The sequence below is a fragment of the Streptomyces sp. NPDC049837 genome (assembly GCF_040674455.1).
GTDB lineage: Bacteria > Actinomycetota > Actinomycetes > Streptomycetales > Streptomycetaceae > Streptomyces.
The window spans coordinates 436,992-463,393 of record NZ_JBFAMP010000003.1 but is presented as its reverse complement, the minus strand read 5'-3'; the positions used below and the strand labels follow the sequence as shown (position 1 = coordinate 463,393).

At 71.6% G+C, this 26,402-nt stretch carries 24 protein-coding genes and 2 tRNA genes; 15 read left to right on the top strand and 11 right to left on the bottom strand.

The window, feature by feature from the left end; all coding sequences use genetic code 11:
* Positions 1 to 39: 39 nt before the first annotated feature.
* Positions 40 to 597: a PPA1309 family protein gene (locus AB0J57_RS10030; protein ID WP_366127551.1), complete on the bottom strand. Its 558-nt coding sequence runs from the start codon at positions 595 to 597 to the stop codon at positions 40 to 42.
* Between the two features lie 138 nt (positions 598 to 735).
* Between AB0J57_RS10030 and AB0J57_RS10025 the strand changes: the two genes are divergently transcribed.
* From AB0J57_RS10025 to AB0J57_RS10010, 4 genes are all read left to right on the top strand, one after another.
* Positions 736 to 3,711, top strand: a complete 2,976-nt coding sequence (locus tag AB0J57_RS10025) for a UPF0182 family protein (RefSeq protein WP_366127823.1) — start codon at positions 736 to 738, stop codon at positions 3,709 to 3,711.
* A 76-nt stretch (positions 3,712 to 3,787) separates the two neighbouring features.
* Positions 3,788 to 3,861 (top strand) — tRNA-Met (locus AB0J57_RS10020).
* Positions 3,862 to 4,066: 205 nt separating this feature from the next.
* On the top strand, positions 4,067 to 5,920 hold the full coding sequence (locus AB0J57_RS10015; RefSeq protein WP_366127550.1) for a tetratricopeptide repeat protein: 1,854 nt from the start codon (positions 4,067 to 4,069) through the stop codon (positions 5,918 to 5,920).
* A gap of 79 nt (positions 5,921 to 5,999) precedes the next feature.
* Positions 6,000 to 6,073: transfer RNA gene (locus AB0J57_RS10010), tRNA-Met, on the top strand.
* Between the two features lie 118 nt (positions 6,074 to 6,191).
* On the opposite strand, the gene AB0J57_RS10005 is transcribed toward AB0J57_RS10010, so the two are convergent.
* A complete protein-coding gene (locus tag AB0J57_RS10005) occupies positions 6,192 to 6,608 on the bottom strand; it encodes a Fur family transcriptional regulator (RefSeq protein ID WP_366127549.1) in 417 nt (138 codons plus the stop codon).
* 153 nt (positions 6,609 to 6,761) lie between these two features.
* On the opposite strand from AB0J57_RS10005, the gene AB0J57_RS10000 reads away from it, so the two are divergent.
* The gene (locus AB0J57_RS10000) at positions 6,762 to 8,213 is read left to right on the top strand and encodes a catalase (protein WP_366127548.1); all 1,452 of its coding nucleotides are present in this window, start codon (positions 6,762 to 6,764) and stop codon (positions 8,211 to 8,213) included.
* Between the two features lie 70 nt (positions 8,214 to 8,283).
* Here AB0J57_RS10000 and AB0J57_RS09995 read toward each other — a convergent pair whose 3' ends face one another.
* Both AB0J57_RS09995 and hisN read right to left on the bottom strand, forming a co-directional pair.
* Complete coding sequence (locus tag AB0J57_RS09995; RefSeq protein WP_366127547.1) at positions 8,284 to 8,688, bottom strand: CBS domain-containing protein; 405 nt, start codon at positions 8,686 to 8,688, stop codon at positions 8,284 to 8,286.
* Positions 8,689 to 8,853: 165 nt separating this feature from the next.
* On the bottom strand, positions 8,854 to 9,654 hold the full coding sequence (hisN, locus tag AB0J57_RS09990; RefSeq protein WP_366127546.1) for a histidinol-phosphatase: 801 nt from the start codon (positions 9,652 to 9,654) through the stop codon (positions 8,854 to 8,856).
* 124 nt (positions 9,655 to 9,778) lie between these two features.
* Between hisN and AB0J57_RS09985 the strand changes: the two genes are divergently transcribed.
* The gene (locus tag AB0J57_RS09985; RefSeq protein WP_366127545.1) at positions 9,779 to 10,495 is read left to right on the top strand and encodes a TetR/AcrR family transcriptional regulator; all 717 of its coding nucleotides are present in this window, start codon (positions 9,779 to 9,781) and stop codon (positions 10,493 to 10,495) included.
* Here AB0J57_RS09985 and AB0J57_RS09980 read toward each other — a convergent pair.
* From AB0J57_RS09980 to AB0J57_RS09965, 4 genes are all read right to left on the bottom strand, one after another.
* Entirely contained in the window at positions 10,458 to 10,784 is a 327-nt protein-coding gene (locus AB0J57_RS09980) for a multidrug efflux SMR transporter (protein ID WP_366127544.1), read from the bottom strand. The two genes, AB0J57_RS09985 and AB0J57_RS09980, sit on opposite strands and share 38 nt — an antisense overlap.
* 111 nt (positions 10,785 to 10,895) lie before the next feature.
* Positions 10,896 to 11,909, bottom strand: coding sequence for a ribosome small subunit-dependent GTPase A (rsgA, locus tag AB0J57_RS09975; protein ID WP_366127543.1), 1,014 nt, complete (start codon positions 11,907 to 11,909; stop codon positions 10,896 to 10,898).
* Positions 11,910 to 11,915: 6 nt separating this feature from the next.
* Positions 11,916 to 13,241, bottom strand: a complete 1,326-nt coding sequence (aroA, locus tag AB0J57_RS09970) for a 3-phosphoshikimate 1-carboxyvinyltransferase (protein ID WP_366127542.1) — start codon at positions 13,239 to 13,241, stop codon at positions 11,916 to 11,918.
* 133 nt (positions 13,242 to 13,374) lie between these two features.
* A complete protein-coding gene (locus AB0J57_RS09965; protein ID WP_366127541.1) occupies positions 13,375 to 14,067 on the bottom strand; it encodes a M50 family metallopeptidase in 693 nt (230 codons plus the stop codon).
* Positions 14,068 to 14,118: 51 nt separating this feature from the next.
* On the opposite strand from AB0J57_RS09965, the gene AB0J57_RS09960 reads away from it, so the two are divergent.
* The 9 genes from AB0J57_RS09960 (at position 14,119) to AB0J57_RS09920 (ending at position 22,484) form a co-directional block, all read left to right on the top strand.
* Positions 14,119 to 14,940: an SOS response-associated peptidase gene (locus tag AB0J57_RS09960; RefSeq protein WP_366127540.1), complete on the top strand. Its 822-nt coding sequence runs from the start codon at positions 14,119 to 14,121 to the stop codon at positions 14,938 to 14,940.
* A 25-nt stretch (positions 14,941 to 14,965) separates the two neighbouring features.
* Positions 14,966 to 15,604: an alpha/beta family hydrolase gene (locus AB0J57_RS09955; RefSeq protein ID WP_366127539.1), complete on the top strand. Its 639-nt coding sequence runs from the start codon at positions 14,966 to 14,968 to the stop codon at positions 15,602 to 15,604.
* Positions 15,605 to 15,873: 269 nt separating this feature from the next.
* Positions 15,874 to 16,530: a sigma-70 family RNA polymerase sigma factor gene (locus AB0J57_RS09950; RefSeq protein WP_198944053.1), complete on the top strand. Its 657-nt coding sequence runs from the start codon at positions 15,874 to 15,876 to the stop codon at positions 16,528 to 16,530.
* A complete protein-coding gene (gene rsrA, locus AB0J57_RS09945; RefSeq protein WP_366127538.1) occupies positions 16,527 to 16,826 on the top strand; it encodes a mycothiol system anti-sigma-R factor in 300 nt (99 codons plus the stop codon). The genes AB0J57_RS09950 and rsrA overlap by 4 nt, the downstream gene beginning before the upstream one ends.
* A gap of 201 nt (positions 16,827 to 17,027) precedes the next feature.
* A complete protein-coding gene (locus tag AB0J57_RS09940; RefSeq protein ID WP_366127537.1) occupies positions 17,028 to 18,464 on the top strand; it encodes an HD-GYP domain-containing protein in 1,437 nt (478 codons plus the stop codon).
* Positions 18,465 to 18,502: 38 nt separating this feature from the next.
* Positions 18,503 to 19,774, top strand: coding sequence for an HD domain-containing protein (locus tag AB0J57_RS09935; protein WP_366127536.1), 1,272 nt, complete (start codon positions 18,503 to 18,505; stop codon positions 19,772 to 19,774).
* 105 nt (positions 19,775 to 19,879) lie between these two features.
* Positions 19,880 to 20,860 (top strand): hypothetical protein, encoded by a 981-nt coding sequence (locus AB0J57_RS09930; protein WP_126883765.1) that lies wholly within the window; start codon positions 19,880 to 19,882, stop codon positions 20,858 to 20,860.
* Positions 20,861 to 20,958: 98 nt separating this feature from the next.
* Positions 20,959 to 21,591, top strand: a complete 633-nt coding sequence (def, locus tag AB0J57_RS09925; RefSeq protein WP_366127535.1) for a peptide deformylase — start codon at positions 20,959 to 20,961, stop codon at positions 21,589 to 21,591.
* 155 nt (positions 21,592 to 21,746) lie between these two features.
* Positions 21,747 to 22,484 (top strand): D-Ala-D-Ala carboxypeptidase family metallohydrolase, encoded by a 738-nt coding sequence (locus tag AB0J57_RS09920; RefSeq protein ID WP_366127534.1) that lies wholly within the window; start codon positions 21,747 to 21,749, stop codon positions 22,482 to 22,484.
* A gap of 4 nt (positions 22,485 to 22,488) precedes the next feature.
* Here the strand turns inward: AB0J57_RS09920 and AB0J57_RS09915 are convergent, their stop codons facing one another.
* From AB0J57_RS09915 to AB0J57_RS09905, 3 genes are read right to left on the bottom strand one after another with little or no spacing between them, the layout of a single operon-like run.
* A complete protein-coding gene (locus AB0J57_RS09915) occupies positions 22,489 to 22,854 on the bottom strand; it encodes a DUF2809 domain-containing protein (RefSeq protein WP_366127533.1) in 366 nt (121 codons plus the stop codon).
* 1 nt (position 22,855) lies between these two features.
* On the bottom strand, positions 22,856 to 23,926 hold the full coding sequence (locus AB0J57_RS09910) for a ribonucleotide-diphosphate reductase subunit beta (RefSeq protein ID WP_366127532.1): 1,071 nt from the start codon (positions 23,924 to 23,926) through the stop codon (positions 22,856 to 22,858).
* Positions 23,926 to 26,289, bottom strand: a complete 2,364-nt coding sequence (locus AB0J57_RS09905; RefSeq protein ID WP_366127531.1) for a ribonucleoside-diphosphate reductase subunit alpha — start codon at positions 26,287 to 26,289, stop codon at positions 23,926 to 23,928. Before AB0J57_RS09905 ends, AB0J57_RS09910 begins: the two co-directional genes overlap by 1 nt.
* Positions 26,290 to 26,402: the final 113 nt, after the last annotated feature.

The following is a 26,402-nucleotide window of genomic DNA, read 5'->3' as shown; positions in this document are numbered from 1 at the left end:
GCGGAGCCGGCCTTGCGGGCCGGTGGCCCGCTCCGCCCGTCAGGACTCGAATGTGGCCGCCAGCGCTTCGGCGAGGCCGGGGACGAGGTCGGCGCCGGTGAGGACCTCGGTGGGGGAGTCCTTCTCGCGCAGCCGGAGCGCCGACTCGCGGGCGCCGTCGCGGAGGACCGCGACCGTCATGCGGACCTCCTGGCGGTCGGGGTGGGCGGCGACCCACTTGGCCAGGCCCGCCTCGTCGAGGCCGTCCGGGACGGAGGCCTCGGCGGACGGCGGGAGCATCAGCCGCTCCACCGTCATCGCGCAGCCCGCCACGGCGTCGGGCCAGGCGATGGTGGCGAGGAACTCGTCGAGCGGCCGGTCGGCGGGGATCTCGTCCTGCTCGATCGGGGTGAGGGGGGCGGCGGCCTCGTCGGTGTCGAGGCCGAGCTGGGACGCCAGGGCCGGCTCCTGGGAGCGCAGCCGCGCGGTGTCGACGAGGGCGAAGAGCCGGGCCGGCTGGTCCCAGCCGAGGCCGGACGCGTACTCGTCGATTTCGAGCACGGCACGGGTCAGCGGGCTGGCGGCCATCGGGGGACCTGAGGGAGAAACGTTGGACATGGTCAATATCCTGCCTCCTTTCGACCCGGAGACGGGAACTAGGTAAAGCTTCAGTAAGTTGCATGAGTGGGCTCTACGATCGCTGGGCCTGCTTCACCACACGACCGCGAACTCGAGGGGCGCACGTTGGCTTTCCAGATGCCGGACCGCGGCGGAGGCCCGACCGGGCCACGGATCAGAGTCGGCCGGCCGTCCCGGCGGGCCCGTACCCTGCTCATGACACTGGGCGTACTGGCCGTGCTGGCCATGCTCTTCGTCATGTTCGCCGGGTTCTGGACGGACTGGCTGTGGTACAGGTCCGTCAATTACTCGTCCGTCTTCACCACCACCCTGTGGACCAAGATCGGCCTCTTCGCCGTCTTCGGTCTGCTGATGGCCCTGGCGGTCGGACTGAACATCTGGCTCGCGCACCGGCTGCGCCCGCCGCTGAGCGCCATGTCGCTGGAGCAGCAGAGCCTGGACCGGTACCGGATGGGGCTGGCCCCGTACAAGAAGTGGGTGCTCCTGGCGATCACCGCCCTGGTCGGGCTGATCGCGGGTGCCTCCGCGTCCGGTCAGTGGCGGACCTGGCTGATGTGGGTCAACGGCGTGCCCTTCGGCCAGAAGGACCCGCAGTTCCGCATGGACGTGGCGTTCTACGCCTTCGACCTGCCCTGGTACCGGTTCCTGCTGGGCTTCGGCTTCGCCGCGACCGTGCTGTCGCTGATCGCCGCGGCCCTGACGCACTACCTGTACGGCGGGCTGCGCGTCACCAGCCCGGGCGCGCGCGCGACCGCCGCCGCGACCGGTCACCTCTCCGTCCTGCTGGGCGTCTTCGTCTCGCTGAAGGCGGTCGCGTACTGGCTCGACCGGTACGGCCTGGCGGTGAAGTCCAGCGACTTCAAGGCGACGGGCAACTGGACGGGCCTGAGGTACGTCGACGCCAACGCCTACCTGCCGGCGAAGACCATCCTCTTCTGCATCGCCGTCATCTGCGCCGTGCTGTTCTTCGCGACGCTCTGGCGCCGCACCTGGCAGCTCCCGGTGATCGGCTTCGGGCTCATGGTCCTGTCGGCGATCCTCATCGGCGGGCTCTACCCGGCGATCGTGCAGAAGTTCCAGGTCCAGCCGAACGAGCAGGCCAAGGAAGCGCCGTACATCGAGAAGAACATCGACGCGACGCGCAAGGCGTACGACATCGACCGGGCGAAGCCGGAGAACTACTCCGGCAAGTCCACGGTCAAGGCCAAGGACAAGCTGCGGGCCGATGCCGACCTGGCCGCCAGCTACCGGCTGGTCGACCCGAACATCGTGTCGCCGACCTTCCAGCAGCTCGAGCAGCGGCGGAAGTACTACCAGTTCCCGACCACGCTCGACGTCGACCGGTACCAGGGCAAGGACACGGTCATCGGTCTGCGTGAGCTGAACATCAGGGGCATCCCGAAGCGGAACTGGATCAACGACCACTTCACGTACACCCACGGCTATGGCGCGATCCTGGCCACGGGCACGGCGACGGACGCCAACGGCTCCCCGATCTTCACCGAGGCCGGCCTGCCGACCAAGGGCGAGCTGCCCACGTACGAGCAGCGGATCTACTACGGCGAGAAGACCGAGCAGTACTCGATCGTCGGCGGTCCGCAGAAGGAGCTCGACTACGAGGAGAACGGCGAGAAGACCACCAGCTTCAAGGGCAAGAGCGGGGTCAACCTCTCCAACGCCTTCAACCGGGCCGCCTACGCCGTGGCCTTCAGCGAGCCGCAGATCCTGTACTCGGGAGCCATCGGCGACGGCTCGCGGATCCTCTACAACCGCACGCCCAAGCAGCGCGTGGAGGCGGTCGCCCCCTGGCTGACCATCGACGGCGACGCGTACCCGGCGGTCATCGACGGCCGGATCCAGTGGATCGTCGACGCCTACACGACGACGAACGGCTACCCGTACGCGTCGCGCACGACGCTGGGGGACACCACCACGGACTCCCTCACCGCGGGCAACCAGACGCGCGCGGTCGTCGCCCAGCAGAACCAGGTCAACTACATCCGCAACTCGGTGAAGGCCACCGTCGACGCCTACGACGGCACGGTGAAGCTGTACCAGTGGGACACCCAGGACCCGGTCCTCAAGACCTGGATGAAGGCGTTCCCCGGCACGGTGCAGCCCAAGAGCGCCATCAAGGACAGCCTGCGGGAGCACCTGCGCTACCCGCAGGACATGTTCAAGGTCCAGCGCGAGCTGCTGACCCGCTACCACGTCCAGGACGCCGCCCAGTTCTACAGCGGCAGTGACGCCTGGCAGGTGCCGGACGACCCGACCAACAGGGACGGCAACGCGGTTCCGCCGTACTACCTGAGCCTGAAGATGCCCGGGGACACGGCGCAGCGGTTCTCGCTGACGACGACGTTCACGCCGAACGGCCGGCCCAACCTGGGCGGCTTCATGGCGGTCGACGCCGACGCCAACAGCAAGGACTACGGCCGGATAAGGCTGCTCAGGGTCACCCAGGACGTGCCAGGCCCCGCGCAGGTGCAGAACAAGCTCAACAGCCTGCCCTCCGTGGCCCAGTTCGTCCGTGACCTCAAGGGCGCCGACTCCGACATCCAGTACGGCAACCTGCTGACGGTGCCCCTCGACGGCGGCTTCCTGTACGTGGAGCCGATCTACGCACAGGGCCGCAACGCCGCGTATCCGCTGATGCGGAAGGTGGCGGTGTCGTACGTCGACGCGGACCAGCCGGAAGGCGACACGACCAAGGACACCACGGTGTTCGAGGACGACCTCGCCAAGGCGCTGAACGCGGTCTTCGGGGTGGACGGTGAGACGCCCACCACACCGCCGCCGCCGAGCGACCCGACCAAGCCGCCGGCCACCGGTGAGGCCGCGCTCCAGCAGGCGATCGCGGACGCGCAGAAGGCGTTCGCGGACGGCGAGGCGGCCATGAAGAAGGGTGACTGGACCGCGTACGGCAAGGCGCAGGAGGCGCTGGCGGAGGCGCTCCAGCGAGCCGCCGCCGCCGACGCCCAGCGCAAGGCGGACGCCGGCAAGAACGCCGACGGCAAGCCGGCGGCCGGGGCGGCCAAGCCCCAGCCGGGTGCCGGTACGGCCGGTGCCGGCAAGCCCGCGTCCAGCGGCTGAACCATGGCGGTGCCCCTGCCCGTCCTCCGGGCGGGCGGGGGCACTCCCGGGTCGTGATACGGTAGTGACACAACGACGCGGGGTGGAGCAGCTCGGTAGCTCGCTGGGCTCATAACCCAGAGGTCGCAGGTTCAAATCCTGTCCCCGCTACTGAAAGCAAGGGCCCGGATCCTTCCAGGATCCGGGCCCTTGCTGTGTCCGTGGGGAGCGGGGCTGGTGTGAAGAACGGCCCTGACGGGGGCAGTTGGGGTGAGACGTGTTTGACTTGTCTCCCTGTGGGCATGTCGACAAAACGCTGAAGTGACCTCACTGGCTGCGGTATACCAGGTGTACGCGGGTAGCAGGTGGTGCGACGATGGGAATTATGGGGGACAGGGCAACTCTGTTGGAGACAGGGCGGTTTGTGCAGCGGCACGCCGAAAGCGCCGCGGACGTGATGAGTGACGCTGCCATGGAGACCACCGCCATGGACAGCACCGAGACCAGCGACGCCGTCGAGACCGAGGAGCGTCACCGCCGCGCCGCCGAGAACGGCGACACCGCCGCCATGAGCGTCCTCGGTGCCCTGCTGCTGCGCCGCGGCGACCTCGACGGCGCCGAGCCCTACCTCCGCGCCGCCACCGCCGACGGCGACCGCGCCGCCGCCAACAACCTGGGCGTCCTCCTCCACCAGCGTGGATACGCCGACGAGGCCGCCGGCTGGTGGCGTATCGCCGCCGTGGCCGGTTCCGCGGCCGCCGCCCACGCCCTGGGCCGCCACTACCGCGAGCGCGGCGACGAGCCGGCGGCCGAGTACTGGCTGCGCCAGTCCGCCGAGCAGGGCCACGCCCTCGGCGCGTACGCCCTCGCCGACCTGCTGGAGCACCGCAGCGACGTCGGCGCCGAGCGGTGGCTGCGCGCCGCCGCCGAGCAGGGGCACCGCGAAGCCGCCTACCGCCTCGCCCGCGCCCTGGAGCGGAAGGCGGACGCCAAGACCGCCGACGACACCGCCGCCACCACCGGCGGCGAAACCGCCGAGCAGTGGTACCGGCAGGCGGCCGCCCGTGGCCACCGCCGCGCCGCCCTGCACCTCGGGGCCATCCTCGAACGGCGCGGCGAGCTCAAGGAGGCCGGCCGCTGGTACCTGACGTCCGCCAAGGACGGCGAGTCCCGCGCCGCGTGCGCGCTCGGGTTCCTGCTCCGTGACGCCGGCGACGAGGAGAGCGCCGCCGTCTGGTGGCTGCGCGCCGCCCAGGACGGCGACGGCAACGCCGCCAACGCGCTGGGCGCCCTGCACGCCGCCCGTGGCGAGCACCAGACGGCCGAGCGCTGGTACCGCGCGGCCACCGACGCGGGCGATGTGAACGGCGCGTACAACCTCGGGCTCCTGTTCGCCGCCCAGAACCGCGTCTCCCAGGCCGAGCAGTGGTACCGGCGCGCCGCCTACGCGGGTCACCGCGAGGCCGCGAACGCCCTGGCCATCCTGCTCCTCCAGAGCGGCGACCCGAACGGCGCCGAGCCGTGGTTCTCCAAGGCCGCCGAGGCGGGCAGCGTCGACGCCGCCTTCAACCTGGGCATCCTCTACGCGGGTCGCGACGACGACGAGACGGCGCTGCGCTGGTACGAGCGGGCCGCCGCGGCCGGCCACACCGAGGCCGCGCTCCAGGTCGGCATCGCCCGCCTCCGGGACGGCGACGAGCAGGAGGCCGAGCGCCACCTGCGGTGCGCGGCCGGCGGCGGCAGCGCCGAGGCCGCGTTCCGCCTCGCCACCGTGCTGGACGCCCGCCAGGCGCCCACCGGGCCGCCCGCGCTCGGTGAGCCGCAGGCGCCGAAGAGCGAGTGCGAGGAGTGGTACGAGCGGGCGGCCGAGCAGGGCCACCGCCGCGCCCAGGTACGGGTCGGCATGCTGGCCGCCGCCCGGGGGGACACCGCCGAGGCGGCCCGCTGGTACCGGGAGGCCGCCGAGGCGGGCAGCCGCAACGGCGCCTTCAACCTGGGCCTGCTGCTCGCCCGGGACGGCAACGAACGCGAGGCGTCGCTCTGGTGGACCCGCGCCGCCCGGGCGGGACACGGGCGGGCCGCCCTGCGCCTGGCGCTGCTCGCCGCCCGCCGGGGCGAGCTGACCGAGGGCCGCCGCTGGTGCGCCCGCGCGGTCGAGCTGGGCCCCGCCGAGGTCGCCGAGCGGGCCGCCCGGCTCAGCGAGGCACTGCACCAGGAGCTCACGGCGTAGGCACGTGGCCGCCCGCAGCCCAAGGCTCGCTTATGGATTTGCGCTGGTCCACACGGTCCCGTAAGGTTGTGTTCACCGACGCGGGGTGGAGCAGCTCGGTAGCTCGCTGGGCTCATAACCCAGAGGTCGCAGGTTCAAATCCTGTCCCCGCTACTGAAACCGAAGGCCCGGATCCATCAGGATCCGGGCCTTCGGTGTTCCCGGCGCGAGCCGGCCCGTACGAGGAAGCCCCCGGCGCTGATGCGTCCGGGGGCTTCGTCGACGAGCTGCGTCAGGCGGACGCGCAGTCCGGGCAGACGCCGCGGTAGGTGACTTCCACGTCGGAGATCGTGAAGCCGAAGCGCTCGGTGGCCGGCAGGTCGGCCAGCGGGTTGCCCGTCGGGTGGACGTCGCGGATCGCGCCGCAGCGGGCGCACACCAGGTGGTGGTGCGGGCGGTGGGCGTTCGGGTCGTACCGCTTGGCGCGGCGGTCCGTGGACACCTCCAGGACCTCACCCAGCGTCACCAGCTCACCCAGCGTGTTGTACACCGTCGCGCGGGAGATCTCGGGAAGCCGCTCCACCGCGCGGGCGTGCACCTCATCGGCGGTCAGATGAACGTGGTCCCCATCGAGGACCTCGGCCACGACACGTCGCTGGGCGGTCATCCGCCAGCCGCGTCCACGCAGTCGTTCCAACAGGTCACTCATGAAAACCAGCCTAACAGCAGGGGACCTAAGTCCCGAATCGGTGTGGCTTTGGAAGCAGGCTTGACTTAGACAATGTCCATTGTAGGATCGGGGACGGCATTAGCCAAGGGACAGGACTTGCAGGACAACGCAGGACTCACGCAGGAGGCGCACGTGACGCAGGGACCGCTCACCACGGAGGCCGGCGCGCCGGTCGCCGACAACCAGAACAGCGAGACCGCGGGCGTCGGTGGTCCGGTTCTCGTCCAGGACCAACTGCTGCTGGAGAAGCTCGCGCACTTCAACCGCGAGCGCATCCCGGAGCGCGTCGTTCACGCGCGCGGTGCCGGTGCGTACGGCACCTTCACGGTGACCGCCGACGTCACGAAGTACACCCGGGCGAAGTTCCTCTCCGAGGTCGGCAAGCAGACGGAGACGTTCCTCCGCTTCTCGACCGTGGCGGGCAACCTCGGTGCGGCCGACGCGGTCCGTGACCCGCGCGGCTTCGCGCTGAAGTTCTACACCGAAGAGGGCAACTACGACCTCGTCGGCAACAACACCCCGGTGTTCTTCATCAAGGACGCCATCAAGTTCCCCGACTTCATCCACACCCAGAAGCGCGACCCGTACACCGGCTCGCAGGAGGCGGACAACGTCTGGGACTTCTGGGGGCTGTCGCCCGAGTCGACGCACCAGGTGACCTGGCTGTTCGGTGACCGCGGCATCCCGGCGAGCTACCGCCACATGGACGGCTTCGGTTCCCACACCTTCCAGTGGAACAACGAGGCCGGCGAGGTCTTCTGGGTCAAGTACCACTTCAAGACCGACCAGGGCATCAAGTGCCTCACGCAGGAAGAGGCCAACAAGCTCGCGGGTGAGGACCCGGACTCCCACCAGCGCGACCTGCGCGAGGCGATCGAGCGCGGCGACTACCCGTCCTGGACCGTCGGTGTGCAGATCATGCCCGCCGCCGAGGCGGCGACGTACCGCTTCAACCCGTTCGACCTCACCAAGGTGTGGCCGCACGCGGACTACCCGGTCATCGAGATCGGCAAGCTGGAGCTCAACCGCAACCCGCAGAACATCTTCGCCGAGGTCGAGCAGTCGATCTTCTCCCCGGCGCACTTCGTGCCCGGTATCGGCCCCTCGCCCGACAAGATGCTCCAGGGCCGGCTCTTCGCCTACGGCGACGCCCACCGCTACCGCGTCGGCATCAACGCCGACCACCTGCCGGTGAACCGTCCGCACGCCACCGAGGCGCGGACGAACAGCCGAGACGGCTTCCTGTACGACGGCCGCCACGCCGGCGCCAAGAACTACGAGCCCAACAGCTTCGGCGGCCCGAACCAGACCGGCCGTCCGCTGTGGCAGCCGGTTCCGGTGACGGGTGTGACCGGCGACCACGAGGCGCCCGTCCACGCCGAGGACAACGACTTCGTGCAGGCGGGGAACCTCTACCGCCTGATGTCGGAGGACGAGAAGGCCCGTCTGATCGACAACCTGGCGGGCTTCATCGCCAAGGTGTCGCGCGACGACATCGCCGAGCGCGCGATCAACAACTTCCGCCAGGCGGACGAGGACTACGGCAAGCGGCTGGAGGCCGCGGTCCAGGCCCTGCGCGGCTGACAGCACTGGATCGCTTGTCGTAAGCAGAGGGCCGGCTCCCGTCGCGGGGGCCGGCCCTCTCGCTCGTCCGCTAGCCCGCGGTCAGTGTGGCCGCGCGCAGCCGTACGGGCGCCCAGCAGCGGATGATGTCGCGTACGGAGACGATGCCGACCGGCCCGTTGCCGTCCAGCACGATCAGGTGCCGGAAGCCGCCATGTGCCATGGCCTGTGCGGCTTCCTCCAGGGTCCAGCCGGGTGCGGCGAAGACGACGTCGGTGGTGGTGTGCGCGCCGGCCGTCTCCAGGTCGGGGTTCTGGCCGGCTCCCACGGAGACGAGGATGTCGCGCTCGGTGAGAATGCCGAGGCCGCTGGTGTCCTGGTCCAGGACGACGGCAGCGCCGACGCGGCGCGCCGCCATCAGCGCGGCTGCCTGGCGCAGGGTGTGTGCGGGGCCGATGGTGAGGACGACCGTGCTCATGGCGTCACGTACGAGCATGTGCGGAGCCACCTCCTTGGTGAATCCCCATGAGAAAGGATTCACAAGTTCACAAGCGGGGGGACTCTTACAGTGGCAGCCCGCCGGGGCCTCAACAAGAGGGCGTGCACCACCTGGCACCCGGACGCCACAACGGACGGTGGGCGCCGGGAGCCTGACTCCGGCTCAGTACCGCTGGTTCAGGTAACCCAGCAACTCCTCGTGCAGCAGCCCGTTCGACGCCGCCGCGTTGCCGCCGTGCGGGCCGGGCTTCCCGTCGAGGTCGGTGTACGAACCACCCGCCTCCTGGACCACGATCGCGGGCGCCGCCATGTCCCAGAGGGACAGCTCCGGCTCCGCGCAGATGTCCACCGAGCCCTCCGCGACCATCATGTACGGCCAGAAGTCGCCGTAGCCGCGCGTCCGCCAGCACGCGCGCGTGAGGTCCAGGAAACCGTCCAGCCGCCCCTGCTCCTCCCAGCCGCTGAGCGAGGAGTACGCGAACGAGGCGTCCGAAAGCTCCGCCACCTTGGACACCTGGACGCGCGTGGCCGACGTCAGGCTGCGTCCGGTGTACGCGCCCAGCCCCTTCGCCGCCCACCAGCGGCGGCCCAGCGCGGGCGCCGACACCACGCCCACCACCGGCTGGAAGCCGCCCGGCCCGGCCTCCATCAGCGCGATCAGCGTCGCCCACACGGGCACCCCGCGCACGTAGTTCTTGGTGCCGTCGATCGGGTCGATCACCCAGCGGCGCGGGCCGGTGCCCTCCACGCCGTACTCCTCGCCCAGGATCGCGTCACGCGGCCGGGCGCGCTGCAAATGGCCCCGGATCAGCTCCTCGGCCGCCTTGTCCGCCTCGCTCACCGGCGTCATGTCGGGCTTGGTCTCGACCTTCAGGTCCAGGGCCCGGAACCGGTCCATGGTGGCGGCGTCGGCGGCATCCGCGAGGACGTGGGCGAGACGCAGATCATCGTGGTAATCGGCCATGGGGCGACTCTATCCCGGGGGATCGGCTGCTTCAGCAGGGCCTATTGACAGTGCGTGGCCGCCCGTCAACTCTGAGCGCAGAGCCGAGGCGACGGCCCGGGAGGCGACGGCCTGGGAGGCGACGATGCCCACCGCCCGAGAAGCACTGCTCAACGCCGCCATGGCGGCCCTCGGGGGACTGCCCTGGTCGGCGGTCCGGATGGTCGACGTGGCGTCCGCGGCGGGCGTCTCCCGGCAGACCCTCTACAACGAGTTCGGCAGCAAGGAGGGGCTCGCCCGCGCCCTGGTGCGGCGCGAGGCGGACGCCTATCTGTACGGGGTCGAAGGCGTCCTCCAGGAGCGGACGGACGCCGTCGAGCGGCTCGTATCGGTCGCCGAGTGGACCGTCGGCGAGGCGGCCGCGCGGCCGCTGCTGCGCGCCCTGCTCACCGGCTGCTGGGGCGACCGGCTGCCCGCGCCGCGCTCCGCGCCCGCCCGCTTCCGGGCGCCGGCCGGGCCCCCGGCGCAGCGCCGCGCCGACGCCGGGGCGCCGGGCCCCGGCGAGCTGGTGGCGGCCGTACGGGAGCGGTCGCGGGCCGCGCTGGAGCAGGGCCACCCCGGCGGCGGGCACACGGACCGGGCGGCATCCGAGGCGGCATCCGCGGCGGCGGACGGGGGCGCGTACGGCGACGCGTACGGCGACGTGCGTGAGGAGGGTCGTGTGGACGCCCGTGAGGCGGCGTGCGAACTGGCGGTGCGGCTGGCGCTCTCGTACGTGATCGCACCGGGGCCCGGGGACGTGGGCTCCCTGCTGCGCCGGGCGCTCAGTGCGGTGACGAGCCCGACAACTGCAGACCGATGACCCCGACGATCACCAGCGAGATCGAGATGATCTTCAGCGTGGACACCAGGTCACCCAGGAAGATCATCCCGTAGACCGCCGTGCCCGCCGCGCCGATGCCCGTCCACACCGCGTACGCCGGGCCGACGTCCAGCTTCCGCAGCGACAGCGTCAGCAGACCGAAGCTGCCCATCGCGAAGCAGGCGAACGCGACGGTCGGCCACAGCCGGGTGAACCCGTGGGACAGCTTGAGGCAGACCGCGAAGCCCGTCTCCAGAAAACCGGCGATAATCACCAGCAGCCACGCCATCGTCAGTGCCTCCCGCGTCGGTGACCTCGGTGAGTGATGTCGGTGACTGCTTCGTGTCACTTGGTGCGATTATGCACTTACCGGTCCGAGCTATCCGCAAACGTGCGCGGCTCAGTCGCCTTCGCGTCGCTCACGCGTGGCGAGGAGCCGCCGGAGCGAGTACAGCCGCGCCGGATCGGCGTGGCCCTCCGCGACCCACGCGTCCAGGGCGCAGTCCGGCTCGTCGTGGCTGCACGCGCGCGGGCAGCTCTCCGTACCCGGTACGAGATCCGGGAAGGCGTTGATGACCCGGGACGGGTCCACGTGGTTCAGCCCGAAGGACCGCACGCCCGGGGTGTCGATCACCCAACCCTCGGCGCGGTCCAGCGGCAGGGCCAGCGCCGAGGTGGTGGTGTGCCGGCCGCGGCCGGTCACCGCGTTGACGTCGCCGGTCAGCCGCCGGCGGTCCTCCGGCACCAGCGCGTTCACCAGGGTCGTCTTGCCGACGCCCGAGTGGCCGACGAACGCGGTGGTGCGTCCCGCGAGGTACTCACGGACCCGGTCGGCGGCGGTGTGGCCGTCATACAGCTCGTCCTGGCTCGTCACGACGTACGGGATGTCGAGCGCGCCGTACAGCTCCAGGAGCTTCTCGGGCGGGGCCAGGTCCGACTTGGTGAGCACCAGCAGCGGCTCCAGGCCGCCGTCGTACGCCGCGACCAGGCACCGGTCGATCAGCCGGGGGCGCGGCTCGGGGTCGGCCAGGGCCGTGACGATGGCGAGCTGGTCGGCGTTGGCGACGACGACCCGCTCGTAGGGATCGTCGTCGTCGGCCGTACGGCGCAGGACGGAGCCGCGTGGCTCGATGCGGACGATCCGCGCGAGGGTGTCCTTCTTGCCGGACAGGTCGCCGACCAGGGAGACCCGGTCGCCGACGACGGCGGCCTTGCGGCCCAGCTCGCGGGCCTTCATCGCCATGACGACCCGGTCCTCGACGAGGCACGTCAGCCGGCCGCGGTCCACGGTGAGGACCATGCCCTCGGCGGCGTCCTCGTGCTTGGGGCGGATGTTGGTCCGGGGCCGGTTGCCCTTGGGGTTGGGACGGGAGCGGATGTCGTCCTCGTCGGGGTTCTTGCCGTAGCGGCGCATGTCGTATCAGGCCTCGAGCATTCCGAGCATTCCGGTCCACATCTGCGGGAAGTCCGGCAGGGTCTTCGCGGTCGTCGCGACGTTCTCGATCTCCACGCCGTCGACGGCGAGGCCGATGACCGTTCCGGCCGTCGCCATCCGGTGGTCGTCGTACGTGTGGAACACGCCGCCGTGCAGCGGGCGCGGGCGGATGTGCAGTCCGTCCGCCGTCTCGGTGACGTCACCGCCCAGCTCGTTGATCTCCTTGGTGAGCGCGGCCAGCCGGTCCGTCTCGTGCAGCCGCAAGTGGGCGACGCCGCGCAGCGTGGAGGGCGAGTCGGCGAGGGCCGCGACCGCCGCGATGCCGGGCGTCAGCTCGCCGACCTCGCCCAGGTCCACGTCGATGCCGTGGATGGTACCCGTGCCGGTGAAGGTCAGGCCCTGCTCGGTCAGCTCGCAGGAGCCACCCATCTCGGTGAAGATCTCCCGCAGCGCGTCACCGGGCTGGGTGGTGCGCTCGGGCCAGTCGGGGATGGTGACCCGCCCGCCGGTGACCAGCGCGGCGGCCAGGAACGGCTGGGCGTTGGACAGGTCCGGCTCGACGGTCAGGTCGCGGCCGAGGAGCGCGGAGGGGGAGACCCGCCACACGTTCGGCTCGCCGCCCGTCTCGGGCTCGTCGACCTGGGCGCCGACCGCCCGCAGCATGTCGACGGTCATCCGGATGTGCGGCATCGAGGGGAGCCTGGCGCCGGTGTGGCGTACCTCCACGCCCTGGTTGAAGCGCGGCGCGGACAGCAGCAGGGCGCTGACGAACTGGGACGACGACGAGGCGTCGATCTCCACCGGGCCGCCCTCCAGCGCCCCCGCCCCGTGCACGGTCATCGGCAGCGAGCCGCGCCCGTCGTCGTCGATCCGGGCGCCCAGGACGCGCAGGGCGTCGATCACCCCGTGCAGCGGCCGCTCGTAGGAGCGCGGGTCGCCGTCGAAGCGGACCGGGCCGGTGGCGAGCGCCGCCACGGGCGGGAGGAAGCGCATGACCGTTCCGGCATTGCCGACGTCGATCGTGGCCGGGCCGTGCAGGCCCGCCGGGATGACCCGCCACCGCTCGCCCGTGCCGTCGGGGCCCACGCCCTCCTCGATGCCGACGCCCATGGTGCGCAGGGCCTCCGCCATCAGCAGGGTGTCGCGCGAGCGCAGCGGGTGCCGCAGCCAGCCGGGCTCGGAGGCGAGGGCGGCGAGCACCAGGGCCCGGTTGGTGACCGACTTGGACCCGGGCACGGTGACGGTCGCGTCCACGGCTCCGCTTGCGTACGGGGCCGGCCAGAGATCGAGCTGCGCGGGGGTTTCGGTCATGCCCCTCACTTTAGACGGGGCAAGTGGTCACGGCCGATCACGGACCGAGCAGCCAGGGCCCCTATCGGTCCCTATCGGTTCACACGGGCGTGCGGCGGGGGCACGTACGGGCGCTCGGCGCCGCCCCCTGGTGTCACAGGCCGAGCAGCCAGCGACCGCCGCCGATCAGGGAGCAGAGCGAGACGGCGTGGAAGAGGAACAGCCACAGCGCCGCCGGGACGTGCGTGAGCCGCGAGAGCTGGTCGGCGTCCGAATCCGGGGCACCGCCGTGCCGCCGCTTGGCCTGGAGCTCGAAGACCGGCCGTACCCCGCCCAGGAGCAGGAACCACACGGCGCTGTACGCGAACGCCGACTGGACGTCCGGTTCCGTCAGCCACGACACCAGCAGGAACGCGGCCCCCGTCACGACGACGGTGAGCGCCCCGTAGGCGTTGCGGATCATCACCAGCATGGCCAGCAGCAGCGCCGTGGCGATCCACAGCAGCAGGGTGATCCGGTGCGCGGCGAGCAGCCAGGCGCCGCCCAGGCCGAGCAGGGACGGCGCGGTGTAACCGGCGGCCGCGGTCAGGATCATGCCGAGGCCGGTGGGTTTGCCACGGCTGACGGTGAGGCCGCTGGTGTCCGAGTGGAGCCGGATGCCGTCGAGGCGGCGGCCGGTGAGCAGGGCGATCAGCCCGTGGCCGCCCTCGTGGGCGATGGTGATGGCGTTGCGTGAGACCCGCCACACCCCGTGCGGGGTGGTCACGGCGAGGGCCGCCACGGCGGTGACGACGACGAGCCACAGGTCCGGGGCGGGCTGGGTACCGAGGATGTCGGTGCTGGCCATTTCTCGGACGGCTCCTCATGGTGTCAGTGGCACGTGGCAGTGTTGGCGAGTATGTGCGGACGTTATTCGGCGAGTCGTAAGCCCGAGGATCTGACCGGACTCTTCCAGATAGAGAAATGGGAGCCGGAGGAGGCCCTGGCCCCCGACTGGAACGTGGCCCCGACCAAAGAGGTGTACGCGGTCCTCGAACGCCCCCTCAAGGAAAAGGACGCGGATCACCGCCGTCCGGTTCGGCAGCTCCGCGTCCTGAAGTGGGGCCTCGTGCCGTCCTGGTCGAAGTCTCCGGAGGGCGCCGCCCGGATGATCAACGCCCGCGCGGAGACCGTCCACGAGAAGCCCTCCTTCCGGCAGGCGTTCGCCACGCGCCGGTGCATCCTGCCCGCCGACGGCTATTACGAGTGGGTCACCGGGGCCGACGAGCGGCAGTTGGAAGAGCAGGGCAAGAAGAAGCGCCCCCGCAAGCAGCCCTATTTCGTCACGCCCGCCGACGGATCGGTCTTCGCGATGGCGGGGCTGTACGAGTTCTGGCGCGACCCCACCCTGGCGCCCGACCACCCGCGGGCCTGGTGGGCCACCTGCTCGGTGATCACCACCGAGGCCGACACCGACCCCCTGGGCGTGGCCCCGGCGGAGGGCCCGCGCTCGCTGGCCGACATCCACCCGCGCATGCCGCTGATGCTGACCCCCGACCGGTGGGACGCCTGGCTGGACCCGGCCCGCACGGACCCGGACGAGCTGCGCTCCCTGCTCACCCCGCCGCCCGCGGGCCTGATGCGGGCCCACCCCGTCACGACCGCCGTCAGCAACGTCCGCAACAACGGCCCCGAGCTGCCGGTGGAAATCGCCGCCCCCGAGGAGGCAACCCTGTTCTGAGCCCGGCACACGGCAGGATGGCCGGGTGACCACCACCGAAACCGTTCCGACCGGCGTCGGGGACGCCCGTATCAGTTGGTACGAGGCCGAGGGCGCCGCCCGTCTCGTCGTGGCCCTGGGCCACGGCGCCGGAGGGGGCATCGAGGCCCGCGACCTCCAGGCGCTCGCGGCGAGCCTGCCCGCCGCCGGGGTGACCGTCGCGCTCGTCGAGCAGCCCTGGCGGGTCGCCGGCAAGAAGTTGGCACCCGCGCCCAAGCGGCTCGACGAGGGCTGGCGCGACCTGTGGCCGGCGCTGCGCGCACCCGGCGTGCCCGTGGTGGCCGGCGGGCGCAGCGCCGGCGCCCGCGTGGCCTGCCGTACCGCGCGCGAGCTGGGCGCCCACGCCGTGCTCGCGCTGTCGTTCCCGCTCCACCCGCCCGGCAAGCCGGAGAGCTCCCGGGCGGACGAGCTGCTCGGCGCCGGGGTGCCCACGCTCGTCGTCCAGGGCGGCAACGACCCGTTCGGCAGGCCGGAGGAGTTCCCGGCCGGGGACCACGAGCTGGTCGAGGTGCCCTACGGCGATCATGGGTTCGCCGTGCCCAAGCGGGCGCCCCTCACCCAGGACGAGGCCCTGAAGGTGATCACGGACGCGGTCGGGAAATGGGTGCGTGCCGTGCGGGAATGACGGAGGCCCCACCCGGTGTTGTGACGAGCGTCGGTGAGAGAGAAGAGCCAGGAGAGGGAGTCCGTCGCATGGGTTCGACCATCTGCCCGAGCCGGTCGCAGGCCGCCACCGAGCTGGACTGGACCGTGCTGCCGGCGGCCACGACCGCCCCTGGTCTGACGGGCCGCACACCGGGTGGGAAGAATCGGAAGGACCTGTCCCCGGAAGGTCGACTATTCTCCGATTCGAGCGGGTCCGCACTCGGTCTCGCCGCCGCAGCGCTGGAGGAGGTGGGTCCGGTCACTGGGACCGACACAGGGACCGACGACGGCCACGAGGAGACCACGGCCGAGCGTAACGCGCGCTTCGAGCGGGACGCCCTGGAGTACCTCGACCAGATGTACTCGGCGGCGCTGCGCATGACGCGCAACCCCGCCGACGCCGAGGACCTGGTGCAGGAGACGTACGCGAAGGCGTACGGGTCCTTCCACCAGTTCCGGGAGGGCACCAACCTCAAGGCGTGGCTGTACCGGATCCTCACGAACACCTTCATCAACTCGTACCGCAAGAAGCAGCGCGAGCCCCAGCGCAGCGCCGCCGAGGAGATCGAGGACTGGCAGCTCGCCCGCGCGGAGTCGCACATGTCCACCGGTCTGCGGTCGGCCGAGTCCCAGGCGCTGGACCACCTGCCCGACTCCGACGTGAAGGAAGCCCTCCAGGCGATCCCCGAGGAGTTCCGCATCGCCGTCTATCTGGCCGATGTCGAGGGCTTTGCGTACAAGGAGATCGCGGACATCATGGGTACACCCATCGGTACGGTGATGTCCCGACTGCACCGTGGGCGCCGCCAACTGCGCGGCATGCTCGAGGACTACGCCCGCGAACGCGGGCTGGTCCCCGCGGGCGCCGGAGAGTCGTCGAACAACGGGAAAGGCTCGGGCTCATGAGCTGCGGAGAGCCGCACGAGACGGACTGCTCGGAGGTCCTGGACCACCTCTACGAGTTCCTCGACCGCGAGATGCCCGACAGTGACTGCACCAAGTTCGAGGTGCACTTCGAGGAGTGCTCCCCGTGCCTGGAGAAGTACGGGCTGGAACAGGCCGTGAAGAAGCTGGTCAAGCGGTGCTGCGGACACGACGACGTTCCGGCGGACCTGCGGGCCAAGGTCATGGGCCGGATCGAGCTGATCCGGTCGGGTGAGACCGTGCCGGACCACGATGTGACGGCAGCCACCCAGGAGTAGCAGATCCCGGACAGAGGGGTGTGCCGCGTTCGTTCGCGGCGCACCCCTTCTCCGTTTTCCGCGCCGTATGCCTCCCATCACCCGAAGGTGCTAATCGGCTTTGTCCAGCCGCCACGCCGCGGCCAACTGGTTAGCCTGACGGTCCACTTGGCCGACAAGAGACCAAGCCGACAAAGAGACCGACGGGACGGCGGGGAGACGGTGGTGGCGATTCCGGCAGCGGCGCGCGCGTACATCGCCGGAGCCGTGTCGTGCGCCGTGGTGTGCGCGCTCCCGGCGCTCGCCCCGGACGCTTCGACCCCCTGGCGCGCACTGCTCCTCCTCGCCGCGCTCTACGCCCTGTGCGAGTGGCCCGCCCGCTGCCCGCTCCTGGGCAGGCTGCTCGGCGCCGAGTCCGTTCCGGTGGGTGCCGGATCGTTCTTTCCCGTGCTGCTCGCGGCCGCCCTGCTGCTGCCGCCCGCCGCGGCCGCCCTCGCCGCCGTGCCGGGCGCGCTGGTCTCCCACGTCGAGCAGCGGCCAGCCCTGCCGCGCCGGGTCTGGCGTTCCGCGCAGCTCGCCCTCGCCACGTGGGCGGCCGCGCACACGGCGGTGCTCCTCGGCGGGCCCGCCGATGTCGCCGCCTCCGACTTCCCGCACGTCCTGCTGCCCGCCGGCGCCGCCGCGCTCGCCTTCTGCCTGGTGGTCACCGCCCTCGACGGCGGCATCCTGGCCACCGCCGAACGCGTCCCGCTGCCCGCCGCCTGGCGCGGCCTGCTGCCCCGCTCACTCGCCCCGCACGCCCTGCACGGGCTCGCCGGGCTGATGATGGCGGTGCTGTGGCGCAGCCCGTACGGCTGGCCGGCCGCGCTGTTCGTCATGCTGCCCATGTACATCTCCTGCTGGATGTACGCCCAGTACCACCGGGAGCGCGCCGCCCACCAGGCCACGATCCGGGCGCTGGTGCAGGCCGTCGACATCAAGGACGCCTACACCCGGGGACACAGCGAACGGGTCGGGCACGCCTCGGTGCTCATCGCCCGCGAACTGGGCATGGACGAGGCGCGGCTCGATGTGATCCGGTTCGCCGGCATCCTGCACGACGTCGGCAAGCTCGGTGTCCCCACGCGCGTGCTGCGCAAGGACGGGCCGCTGACCCCGGAGGAGCGGCGGGTGATCGAGCTGCACCCGGAGTACGGGCACGAGATCGTGCGCGGCATCGGGTTCCTGGGCGAGGCGCGCGCCGCGATCCTCCACCACCACGAGCGGATGGACGGCAGCGGTTACCCCTACGGCCTGAGCGGCGACCGGATTCCGGAGGCGGCGCGCGTGGTCGCCGTCGCGGACGCGTTCGACGCGATGACGTCGACCCGCTCGTACCGGAGGGCCAGGCCCGTGGCGACGGCGGTGGCCGAGCTGGAGCGGTGCGCGGGGCGGCAGTTCGACCCCCGGATGGTCCGGGCGCTCGTGCGGGCGCTGGACCGGCACGGCTGGGGTACGCCGGTCACGGCGGACGAAACGCCCACCCCGGTCGCGCGCCCCGAACCCGCTCCCGGTGCCGCACCGGTCGCGGGCGCCGCGCCGGGCACCGCCCCATCCCGTTGTGCCACTGCGGAACGGCTGCCCACAACGGGGCAACCCGCCCGGGACGGGGCCCCGTGAAGGCGCGAGCACCCGCGGCCCCCGGCACGCCACGTGTCGTGGCCGTGCTGCTCCGGACCGCCGCCGTCACCGTCGCGGCGGCCGGGCTGGGGTGGACCCTGTGGCACGGGATCGCCGAGCCGGGCACCGCGCTGGCCTTCGGGGTGCTGATCACCGTCGGTGAACTCGCCCGCTGGGGCGCCCGGCCCAGGGTGGGGGCACCACCCGTGCTCGAAGAGCCACGGGGGAGGGAGCCCGCGCCCCTCGCGGCGGCCGGAGCCCTCGCGTACGCCCTGCTCGGCGAGTCCGCCGGGCGGCCCACCACCCACGGCATCGCCCAGATCGTCGCCGTCGTCGTCGCGGGCGCCCTGGTCGGCGCCGTGCCGCAAATCGCCCGGGGGCAGGGGCCGGCCTTCGACCACGTGGCCCGCCGGGTGCTCACGGTCGCCTTCGCCGCCGTCTGCTTCCAGCCCCTGTACAACTCGGGCGAGCTATTGCGGGCCGTTGGACGGGGGCACCATTACGCGCTGTTCCTGCTGGTCCTCCTCGTCCTGACCGCCCTGTGCGACGCGGTGCTCGCCGCCCTGCTGCTGCGCGCCCGCACCGGCCACCCCTACGGCCCGCTCCTCCGCGACGAGCTGCGCGCCCTGCTCGGCATCGGCTCGGCCGTGTGCGCCACCGGAGCCGTGATCGCCCTGGCCGTGGCCGTCGCGGGCCTGTGGGCGCTGCCCGTCTTCTGCGTACCGCTGCTGCTCACCCAGTTGTCCTTCCGCCGGTACGCCGCCGTCCGTGACACGTACCGCCAGACCATCGCCTCCCTCGCGCGTGCCACCGAGATCGCCGGGTACACGTCGCCCGGACACGCCCACCGGGTGGCGGCGCTCAGCCGCGCCGTCGGGCGCGAGCTGGGACTGTCGGGGCCCGATCTGACCGTTCTGGAGTACGCCGCACTGATGCACGACATCGGACAGCTCTCCCTGGTCGATCCCGTACCGGGAGGCGCCACTGCCCGCCTCCCGGAGGCCGAACAGCGCCGTATCGCGCTGCTCGGGGGCGCCGTGGTGCGCCAGACCGGCGTCGCGGCGGCCGTCGCGGTCGTCGTGGAACGGCAGGCCGACCCGTACCGCGAGCAGCCGCTGCCGGCGCGGATCGTCCGTGCGGTGAACGCGTACGACGAGCTGTCCCGGGAAAGCGGGGAGCACGCGGACGGGGCGCTGTGCGCGCTGGAGCGGCTTCGGCTGGGCACCGCGCGGGACTATCACCCGAAAGTGGTGGAGTCACTCGCCAGAGTCCTCGCCCGCGGCGGCGTCACGGGCCCGGCCCCTGGGTAACCCATGGGTAATGAGCGGGTGTGCGACCCGGCATGGTTGGATGCGAACAAGAGGGTGTCCGGGGGCAGAGACCTTCAGCGACCGGCAGACCGGCAGGCGGGAATCGTGAGGATCTTCGGGAAGGTACGGCATCGGCCCTCCGCCTCGTGGCGGCAGGCCACCGACCGCGCGTTCACGCTGATCGGGGACGGGCGGTACGAGGACGCGGGCGCGCTGCTGACGCGTGCGGCGGACCTGGAGCCCTGGCTCTCGGAGTCCTGGTTCAACCTGGCGCTGCTGCACAAGTTCCGGCACGACTGGGAGCAGGCGCGCACCGCGGGGCTGCGGGCCGTGGCCCTGCTCGACAAGGAGACCGGGGCGCCCGACTGGTGGAACGTCGGGATCGCCGCCACCGCGCTCCAGGACTGGCCGCTGGCCCGCCGCGCCTGGCAGGCGTACGGGCTGAAGGTGCCCGGAGCCGCCGCGGCCGGCGGGGAGCCGACCGGGATGGAGCTGGGCAGCGCCGCCGTGCGGCTGTCGCCGGAGGGCGAGGCCGAGGTGGTGTGGGGCCGCCGGCTCGACCCGGCCCGGATGGAGGTGCTCTCCATCCCGCTGCCGTCCTCGGGGCGGCGCTGGGGCGAGGTCGTGCTGCACGACGGGGTCCCCAACGGCGAGCGGACCACGTCGGCCGGGCACAGCTTCCCGGTGTTCGACGAGATCGAACTGTGGGCGCCGTCACCGGTGCCGACCTGGGTGGTGCTCCTGGAGGCGGCCACCGAGGACGACCGGGACGCCCTGGAGCGGCTGGCGGCCGACGCCGGGTTCGCCGCCGAGGACTGGTCGTCGTCGGTACGGCTGCTGTGCCGGGCCTGCTCCGAGTCGCGGATGCCCAGCGCCGAGGGCGAGGGCGAGCACCTGGACCCGCACGACCACAGCGAGCCGGGGCACCCGGGGCCGCTGGGCCACCGGTCGCCGGGCGAGCTGTGGGTGCCGGAGCGCGAGTGCGGCATCGCGGCGCCCGCCGGGCTGGTGCGGGGGCTGCTGGACGGCTGGGTCGCGGACAGCCCGGACAGCCGTGAGTGGCGGGATCTCGAAGAGGTCTGCTGACCCCTGTCACCGGCGGCCCGTAGGCTGTACGGGCACAACGCGGCGTGCTGCACGGGCACGGCACGGCATCGGGTACTCAGGAAGGCGCAGAAGCGGACATGGCGCAGCAGGAGACGGCTCAGCAGGTCGACGACGAGGGCTTCATCGTCGACACGGAGGACTGCGAGGAGCGCGAGCGCGCGTACCGCGAGCGCGGTACGTCCCGCCCGATCACGGTGGTCGGCAACCCGGTGCTGCACAAGGAGTGCAAGGACGTCACCGAGTTCGACGACGAGCTGGCGCGGCTCGTGGACGACATGTTCGCCAGCCAGCGGACGGCGGAGGGCGTGGGCCTGGCCGCCAACCAGATCGGTGTCGACCTGAAGGTCTTCGTCTACGACTGCATGGACGACGAGGGCGTCCGGCACGTGGGCGTGGTCTGCAACCCGGTGCTGGAGGAGCTGCCGGTGGAGGGCCGCGTCCTGGACGACTCCAACGAGGGGTGCCTGTCGGTGCCGGGCGCGTACGCCTCGCTGGCGCGGCCGGACTACGCGGTGGTGCGCGGCCAGGACGTGCACGGCAACCCCATCAAGGTGCGCGGGACGGGATACTTCGCCCGCTGCCTCCAGCACGAGACGGACCACCTGTACGGGTACCTGTACATCGACCGGCTCTCGAAGCGGGACCGCAAGGACGCGCTGAAGCAGATGGCCGAGGGCACCCCTCGCTACCCGGTCGTCCCCAACGACTGATCCGCTGTTCCGGAAGGCCCCGTTCCGGTGACCGGGACGGGGCTTTGGCGTTGCCGCCAATGGGCCGACAAATGACGGGTGTTCCGGCCCCGTTGACGCGCGTCGACCCGCCGGTCAGTCTCGTGGGCGGCGTTCCTTTCGGACATGGAGGCTCGATGCTCGGACGAACCGCACGACTCCTGCTGTCGGTTGTCATGCTCATGGCTGCAACGGTGACCGGGGTGGTCGCCACCGCCGGCACCGCCCACGCCGACGGCTGCTACACCTGGTCGCGCACCCTCTCCCAGGGCGCGTCCGGCGCCGACGTCACCCAGCTCCAGATCCGGGTCGCCGGATACCCCGGCTACGGCGGCGTCCTCGCCATCGACGGCGACTACGGCCCGGCGACCACGGCGGCGGTCAAGCGCTTCCAGGCCGCGTACGGCCTGACTGCCGACGGCATCGCCGGGTCCGCCACCTTCAGCAAGCTCTACGCCCTCCAGGACGACGACTGCACGCCCGTCCACTTCAGCTACAGCGAGCTGAACGACTGCAACACCACCTGGGCGGGCGGAGCGGTGGACGCCGCCACCGCCAAGGCCAACGCTCTGCGCACCATGTGGAAGCTGGAGGCCATGCGCCACGCGCTCGGTGACCAGCCCATCACCGTGACCAGCGGATTCCGGTCGTACGCCTGCAACGACGCCGTCGGCGGGGCGTCCGGCAGCCGCCATCTGTACGGGGACGCCGCCGACCTGGGGGCGGGCCCGCACTCCCTGTGCAAACTGGCCCAGCAGGCCCGCAACCACGGCTTCAACGGCATCCTCGGCCCCGGCTACCCCGGACACGGCGACCACACCCACGTCGACCACCGCGCGAGCCGCTACTGGTCCGCCTCCCAGTGCGGCATCTGACCGGTCACGCCGCCCGGCGGGCGAGCACCGCCCACCCGGCGCCCGCGCCGACCGCGTACCAGAGCAGGTCCGGGGCGTGGAACGACGTGCCGAGGACCAGCGGCGCGAGCCTGCTGTGAGCGGCCAGCGCGGCCGGGACGCCCGTCAACTGGAACAGCTCCACCGCGCACGAGAAACCTAAGCCGACCCCGGCCGCCACCACCGGCCGCAGCCGGGGCGCGGCCGCCACCACCAGCGCCACGACCAGCACCGTGTACAGCGCGTCCCCGGCGTACTTCGCCCACGCGCCCGTCGCCGCGGACCTGACACCCAGGCCCGCGGCGACGGTCAGCGCGGCGGCGGCACAGGCCGCGAGCCGCGCCCGCACCACGTCAGAAGTCCTCGTCCAGGTCGACGGAGCCCTCCACCGCCACCTGGTAGGCGGACACGCGGCGCTCGAAGAAGTTCGTCAGCTCCTGCACGCCCTGGAGCTCCATGAACGAGAACGGGTTCTCCGAGCCGTACACCGGGGCGAAGCCCAGGCGCGTCAGGCGCTGGTCGGCGACGCACTCCAGGTACTGGCGCATCGACTCGGTGTTCATGCCCGGCAGGCCGTCACCGCACAGGTCGCGCCCGAACTGGAGCTCCGCCTCCACGGCCTCCTTCAGCATGTCGGTGACCTGCTGCTGAAGCTCGTCGTCGAAGAGGTCCGGCTCCTCCTTGCGGACGGTGTCGACCACCTCGAACGCGAAGTTCATGTGCATCGTCTCGTCCCGGAACACCCAGTTGGTGCCGGTGGCAAGGCCGTGCAGCAGACCGCGCGAGCGGAACCAGTACACGTACGCGAAGGCGCCGTAGAAGAACAGGCCCTCGATGCAGGCGGCGAAGCAGATCAGGTTCAGCAGGAAGCGGCGGCGGTCGGCCTTCGTCTCCAGCCGGTCGATCTTCTCCACCGAGTCCATCCACCGGAAGCAGAACTGCGCCTTCTCACGGATGGAGGGGATGTTCTCGACGGCGGCGAACGCGGCCGCGCGGTCCTCCGGATCGGGGAGGTAGGTGTCGAGCAGCGTCAGATAGAACTGGACGTGCACGGCCTCCTCGAACAACTGACGCGACAGGTACAGCCGCGCCTCCGGGGAGTTGATGTGCTTGTAGAGCGTCAGCACCAGGTTGTTCGCCACGATCGAGTCGCCCGTGGCGAAGAACGCCACCAGCCGGCCGATCAGGTGCTGCTCGCCGGGCGTCAGCTTGGCGAGGTCGGTGACGTCGGAGTGGAGGTCGACCTCCTCCACGGTCCAGGTGTTCTTGATGGCGTCCCGGTAGCGCTCGTAGAAGTCCGGGTAGCGCATCGGGCGCAGGGTCAGCTCGAAGCCCGGGTCGAGAAGGTTCTTGAAAACAGGGGTGTCGGCACGCAGTGCCGTCGTTGAGGGGCGGTGGTCGGGAGACGGGTGGGCGGAGCTCATTACTGGCAGGCCTCGCAGGACTCGGGGTTTTCCAGGGAGCAGGCGACGGCCTCGGGGTCGGCGGCCTGCTGAACGGGGATGGACGCCTGGGCGGCACGCGCGATCCGGGTCGCCGGGCGCGAGCGCAGGTAGTACGTCGTCTTCAGGCCCTGCTTCCAGGCGTACGCGTACATCGACGACAGCTTGCCGATCGTCGGCGTCTCCATGAACAGGTTCAGCGACTGCGACTGGTCCAGGAACGGCGTACGGGCCGCCGCCATGTCGATCAGACCGCGCTGCGGGATCTCCCAGGCCGTCCGGTACAGCTCGCGCACCTCGGCCGGGATCCAGGTGAAGCCCTGCACCGAGCCGCTCGACTCGCGCAGCGCCTCACGGGTCTGGGCGTCCCACACGCCGAGCCGCTTCAGCTCCTCCACCAGGTAGGAGTTGACCTGGAGGAACTCGCCCGACAGCGTCTCGCGCTTGAAGAGGTTGGAGACCTGCGGCTCGACGCACTCGTACACGCCCGCGATCGAGGCGATCGTGGCGGTCGGAGCGATGGCGAGGAGCAGCGAGTTGCGCATGCCGACGGCGGCGATCCGCTCGCGCAGGGCCGCCCAGCGCTCCGGCCAGGTCAGCTCCACGTCGTAGTGGTCGGGGTGCAGCACCCCGCGCGCCGTCCGGGTCTTCTCCCAGGCGGGCAGCGGGCCGTTGCGCTCGGCGAGGTCGGCCGACGCCTCGTACGCGGCGAGCATGATCCGCTCGGCGATGCGCGTCGACAGGGCACGCGCCTCGGGGGAGTCGAACGGCAGTTGCAGCTTGAAGAAGACGTCCTGGAGGCCCATGGCGCCGAGGCCCACCGGCCGCCACTTGGCGTTGGACCGCCCGGCCTGCTCGGTCGGGTAGAAGTTGATGTCGACGACCCGGTCCAGGAACGTGACGGCCGTACGGACGGTCTCGTCAAGCCGCTCCCAGTCGATGTCCCCGCCGCTGACGAACGCGCCCAGGTTGACCGAGCCCAGGTTGCACACGGCCGTCTCGCCGTCGTCCGTGACCTCGAGGATCTCGGTGCACAGGTTGGAGGAGTGGACCGTGTGGCCCGGCTCGGCGGTCTGGTTGGCCGTACGGTTCGAGGCGTCCTTGAACGTCATCCAGCCGTTGCCGGTCTGCGCCAGGGTGCGCATCATCCGGCCGTACAGGTCACGGGCCGGCATGGTCTTCCGGGCCAGCCCCCTGGCCTCGGCGGCGCGGTAGGCGGCGTCGAACTCGTCGCCCCACAGGTCGACCAGCTCCGGCACGTCGACGGGCGAGAACAGCGACCACTCGGCGTCGGCGTTGACCCGGCGCATGAACTCGTCCGGAATCCAGTGCGCCAGGTTCAGGTTGTGCGTACGCCGGGCGTCCTCACCGGTGTTGTCGCGCAGCTCCAGGAACTCCTCGATGTCCGCGTGCCACGTCTCCAGGTACACGGCCGCCGCGCCCTTGCGCCGCCCGCCCTGGTTCACGGCCGCGACGGAGGCGTCCAGCGTCTTCAGGAACGGCACGATGCCGTTGGAGTGCCCGTTGGTGCCGCGGATCAGCGAACCGCGCGCCCGGATGCGGGAGTACGACAGGCCGATGCCGCCCGCGTGCTTCGACAGCCGCGCCACCTGGTGGTAGCGGTCGTAGATGGAGTCCAGCTCGTCCAGCGGCGAGTCCAGCAGGTAGCACGAGGACATCTGCGGGTGGCGCGTACCGGAGTTGAACAGCGTGGGGGAGGAGGGCAGGTAGTCGAGCCGGCTCATCAGCCCGTACAGGGACGCCACCTCGTCCAGGGCGCGCACCGAGTCGTCCTCGGCCAGCCCGGCCGCCACCCGCAGCATGAAGTGCTGCGGCGTCTCGATCACCTTGCGCGTGATCGGGTGCCGGAGCAGGTAGCGCGAGTACAGCGTCCGCAGCCCGAAGTATCCGAACCGGTCGTCGGCGGCCGAGTCGATCAGCGCGTCCATCCGGTCGGCGTGGGCCGTCACGAACGCGGCCGTACGGTCCGCGATCAGACCCTCCCGGTGCCCCACAGCCACCGACGCCGAGAACGACACCGCGCCCTGCCCGGCCGCCTCCTCCGTGATCGTCCGGGTCAGCAGCCGCGCCGCGAGCCGGGAGTACGCGGGGTCCTCGGAGATCAGCCCGGCGGCCGCCTCGGTGGCGAGCTCGCGCAGCTCCGCCTCGTCCGAACCGGCGTGGCGGCCCCGCAGCGCGGCGGCGGCGACCCGGCCCGGGTCGGTGTCGGGCAGGTCGGCGGTGAGGTCGGTCAGGGTCCGCAGCAGTACGGTCCCGGGTCCGTCCGTCTCCGTCGTGTCCGTGACTGCGACTGCTGAAACCGGATCGGCTGGCGCGATGGTCACGTGGGGGCTCTCCCTCGCTCGGCTCGGGGCCACCGCGGACGCGGGCAGGGGAGCGGGCGCACCCGGGCACAGGGTGCGGGGCACCGCGTCCACCGGCCCATTCCGCGAGGCCC

Excerpts from the sequence above, each read along its gene's own strand:
- AB0J57_RS09960 (WP_366127540.1), top strand. The coding sequence starts at position 14,119 with ATGTGCGGACGTTATTCGGCGAGTCGTAAGCCCGAGGATCTGACCGGA.
- AB0J57_RS09985 (WP_366127545.1), top strand. The coding sequence starts at position 9,779 with ATGCCCACCGCCCGAGAAGCACTGCTCAACGCCGCCATGGCGGCCCTC.
- AB0J57_RS10015 (WP_366127550.1), top strand. The coding sequence starts at position 4,067 with ATGGGAATTATGGGGGACAGGGCAACTCTGTTGGAGACAGGGCGGTTT.
- AB0J57_RS09995 (WP_366127547.1), bottom strand. The coding sequence starts at position 8,688 with ATGCTCGTACGTGACGCCATGAGCACGGTCGTCCTCACCATCGGCCCC.
- rsrA (WP_366127538.1), top strand. The coding sequence starts at position 16,527 with ATGAGCTGCGGAGAGCCGCACGAGACGGACTGCTCGGAGGTCCTGGAC.
- rsgA (WP_366127543.1), bottom strand. The coding sequence starts at position 11,909 with ATGCGCCGCTACGGCAAGAACCCCGACGAGGACGACATCCGCTCCCGT.
- aroA (WP_366127542.1), bottom strand. The coding sequence starts at position 13,241 with ATGACCGAAACCCCCGCGCAGCTCGATCTCTGGCCGGCCCCGTACGCA.
- AB0J57_RS10025 (WP_366127823.1), top strand. The coding sequence starts at position 736 with ATGCCGGACCGCGGCGGAGGCCCGACCGGGCCACGGATCAGAGTCGGC.
- hisN (WP_366127546.1), bottom strand. The coding sequence starts at position 9,654 with ATGGCCGATTACCACGATGATCTGCGTCTCGCCCACGTCCTCGCGGAT.
- AB0J57_RS09980 (WP_366127544.1), bottom strand. The coding sequence starts at position 10,784 with ATGGCGTGGCTGCTGGTGATTATCGCCGGTTTTCTGGAGACGGGCTTC.
- AB0J57_RS09965 (WP_366127541.1), bottom strand. The coding sequence starts at position 14,067 with ATGGCCAGCACCGACATCCTCGGTACCCAGCCCGCCCCGGACCTGTGG.
- def (WP_366127535.1), top strand. The coding sequence starts at position 20,959 with ATGGCGCAGCAGGAGACGGCTCAGCAGGTCGACGACGAGGGCTTCATC.
- AB0J57_RS10030 (WP_366127551.1), bottom strand. The coding sequence starts at position 597 with ATGTCCAACGTTTCTCCCTCAGGTCCCCCGATGGCCGCCAGCCCGCTG.
- AB0J57_RS10005 (WP_366127549.1), bottom strand. The coding sequence starts at position 6,608 with ATGAGTGACCTGTTGGAACGACTGCGTGGACGCGGCTGGCGGATGACC.
- AB0J57_RS09920 (WP_366127534.1), top strand. The coding sequence starts at position 21,747 with ATGCTCGGACGAACCGCACGACTCCTGCTGTCGGTTGTCATGCTCATG.
- AB0J57_RS09910 (WP_366127532.1), bottom strand. The coding sequence starts at position 23,926 with ATGAGCTCCGCCCACCCGTCTCCCGACCACCGCCCCTCAACGACGGCA.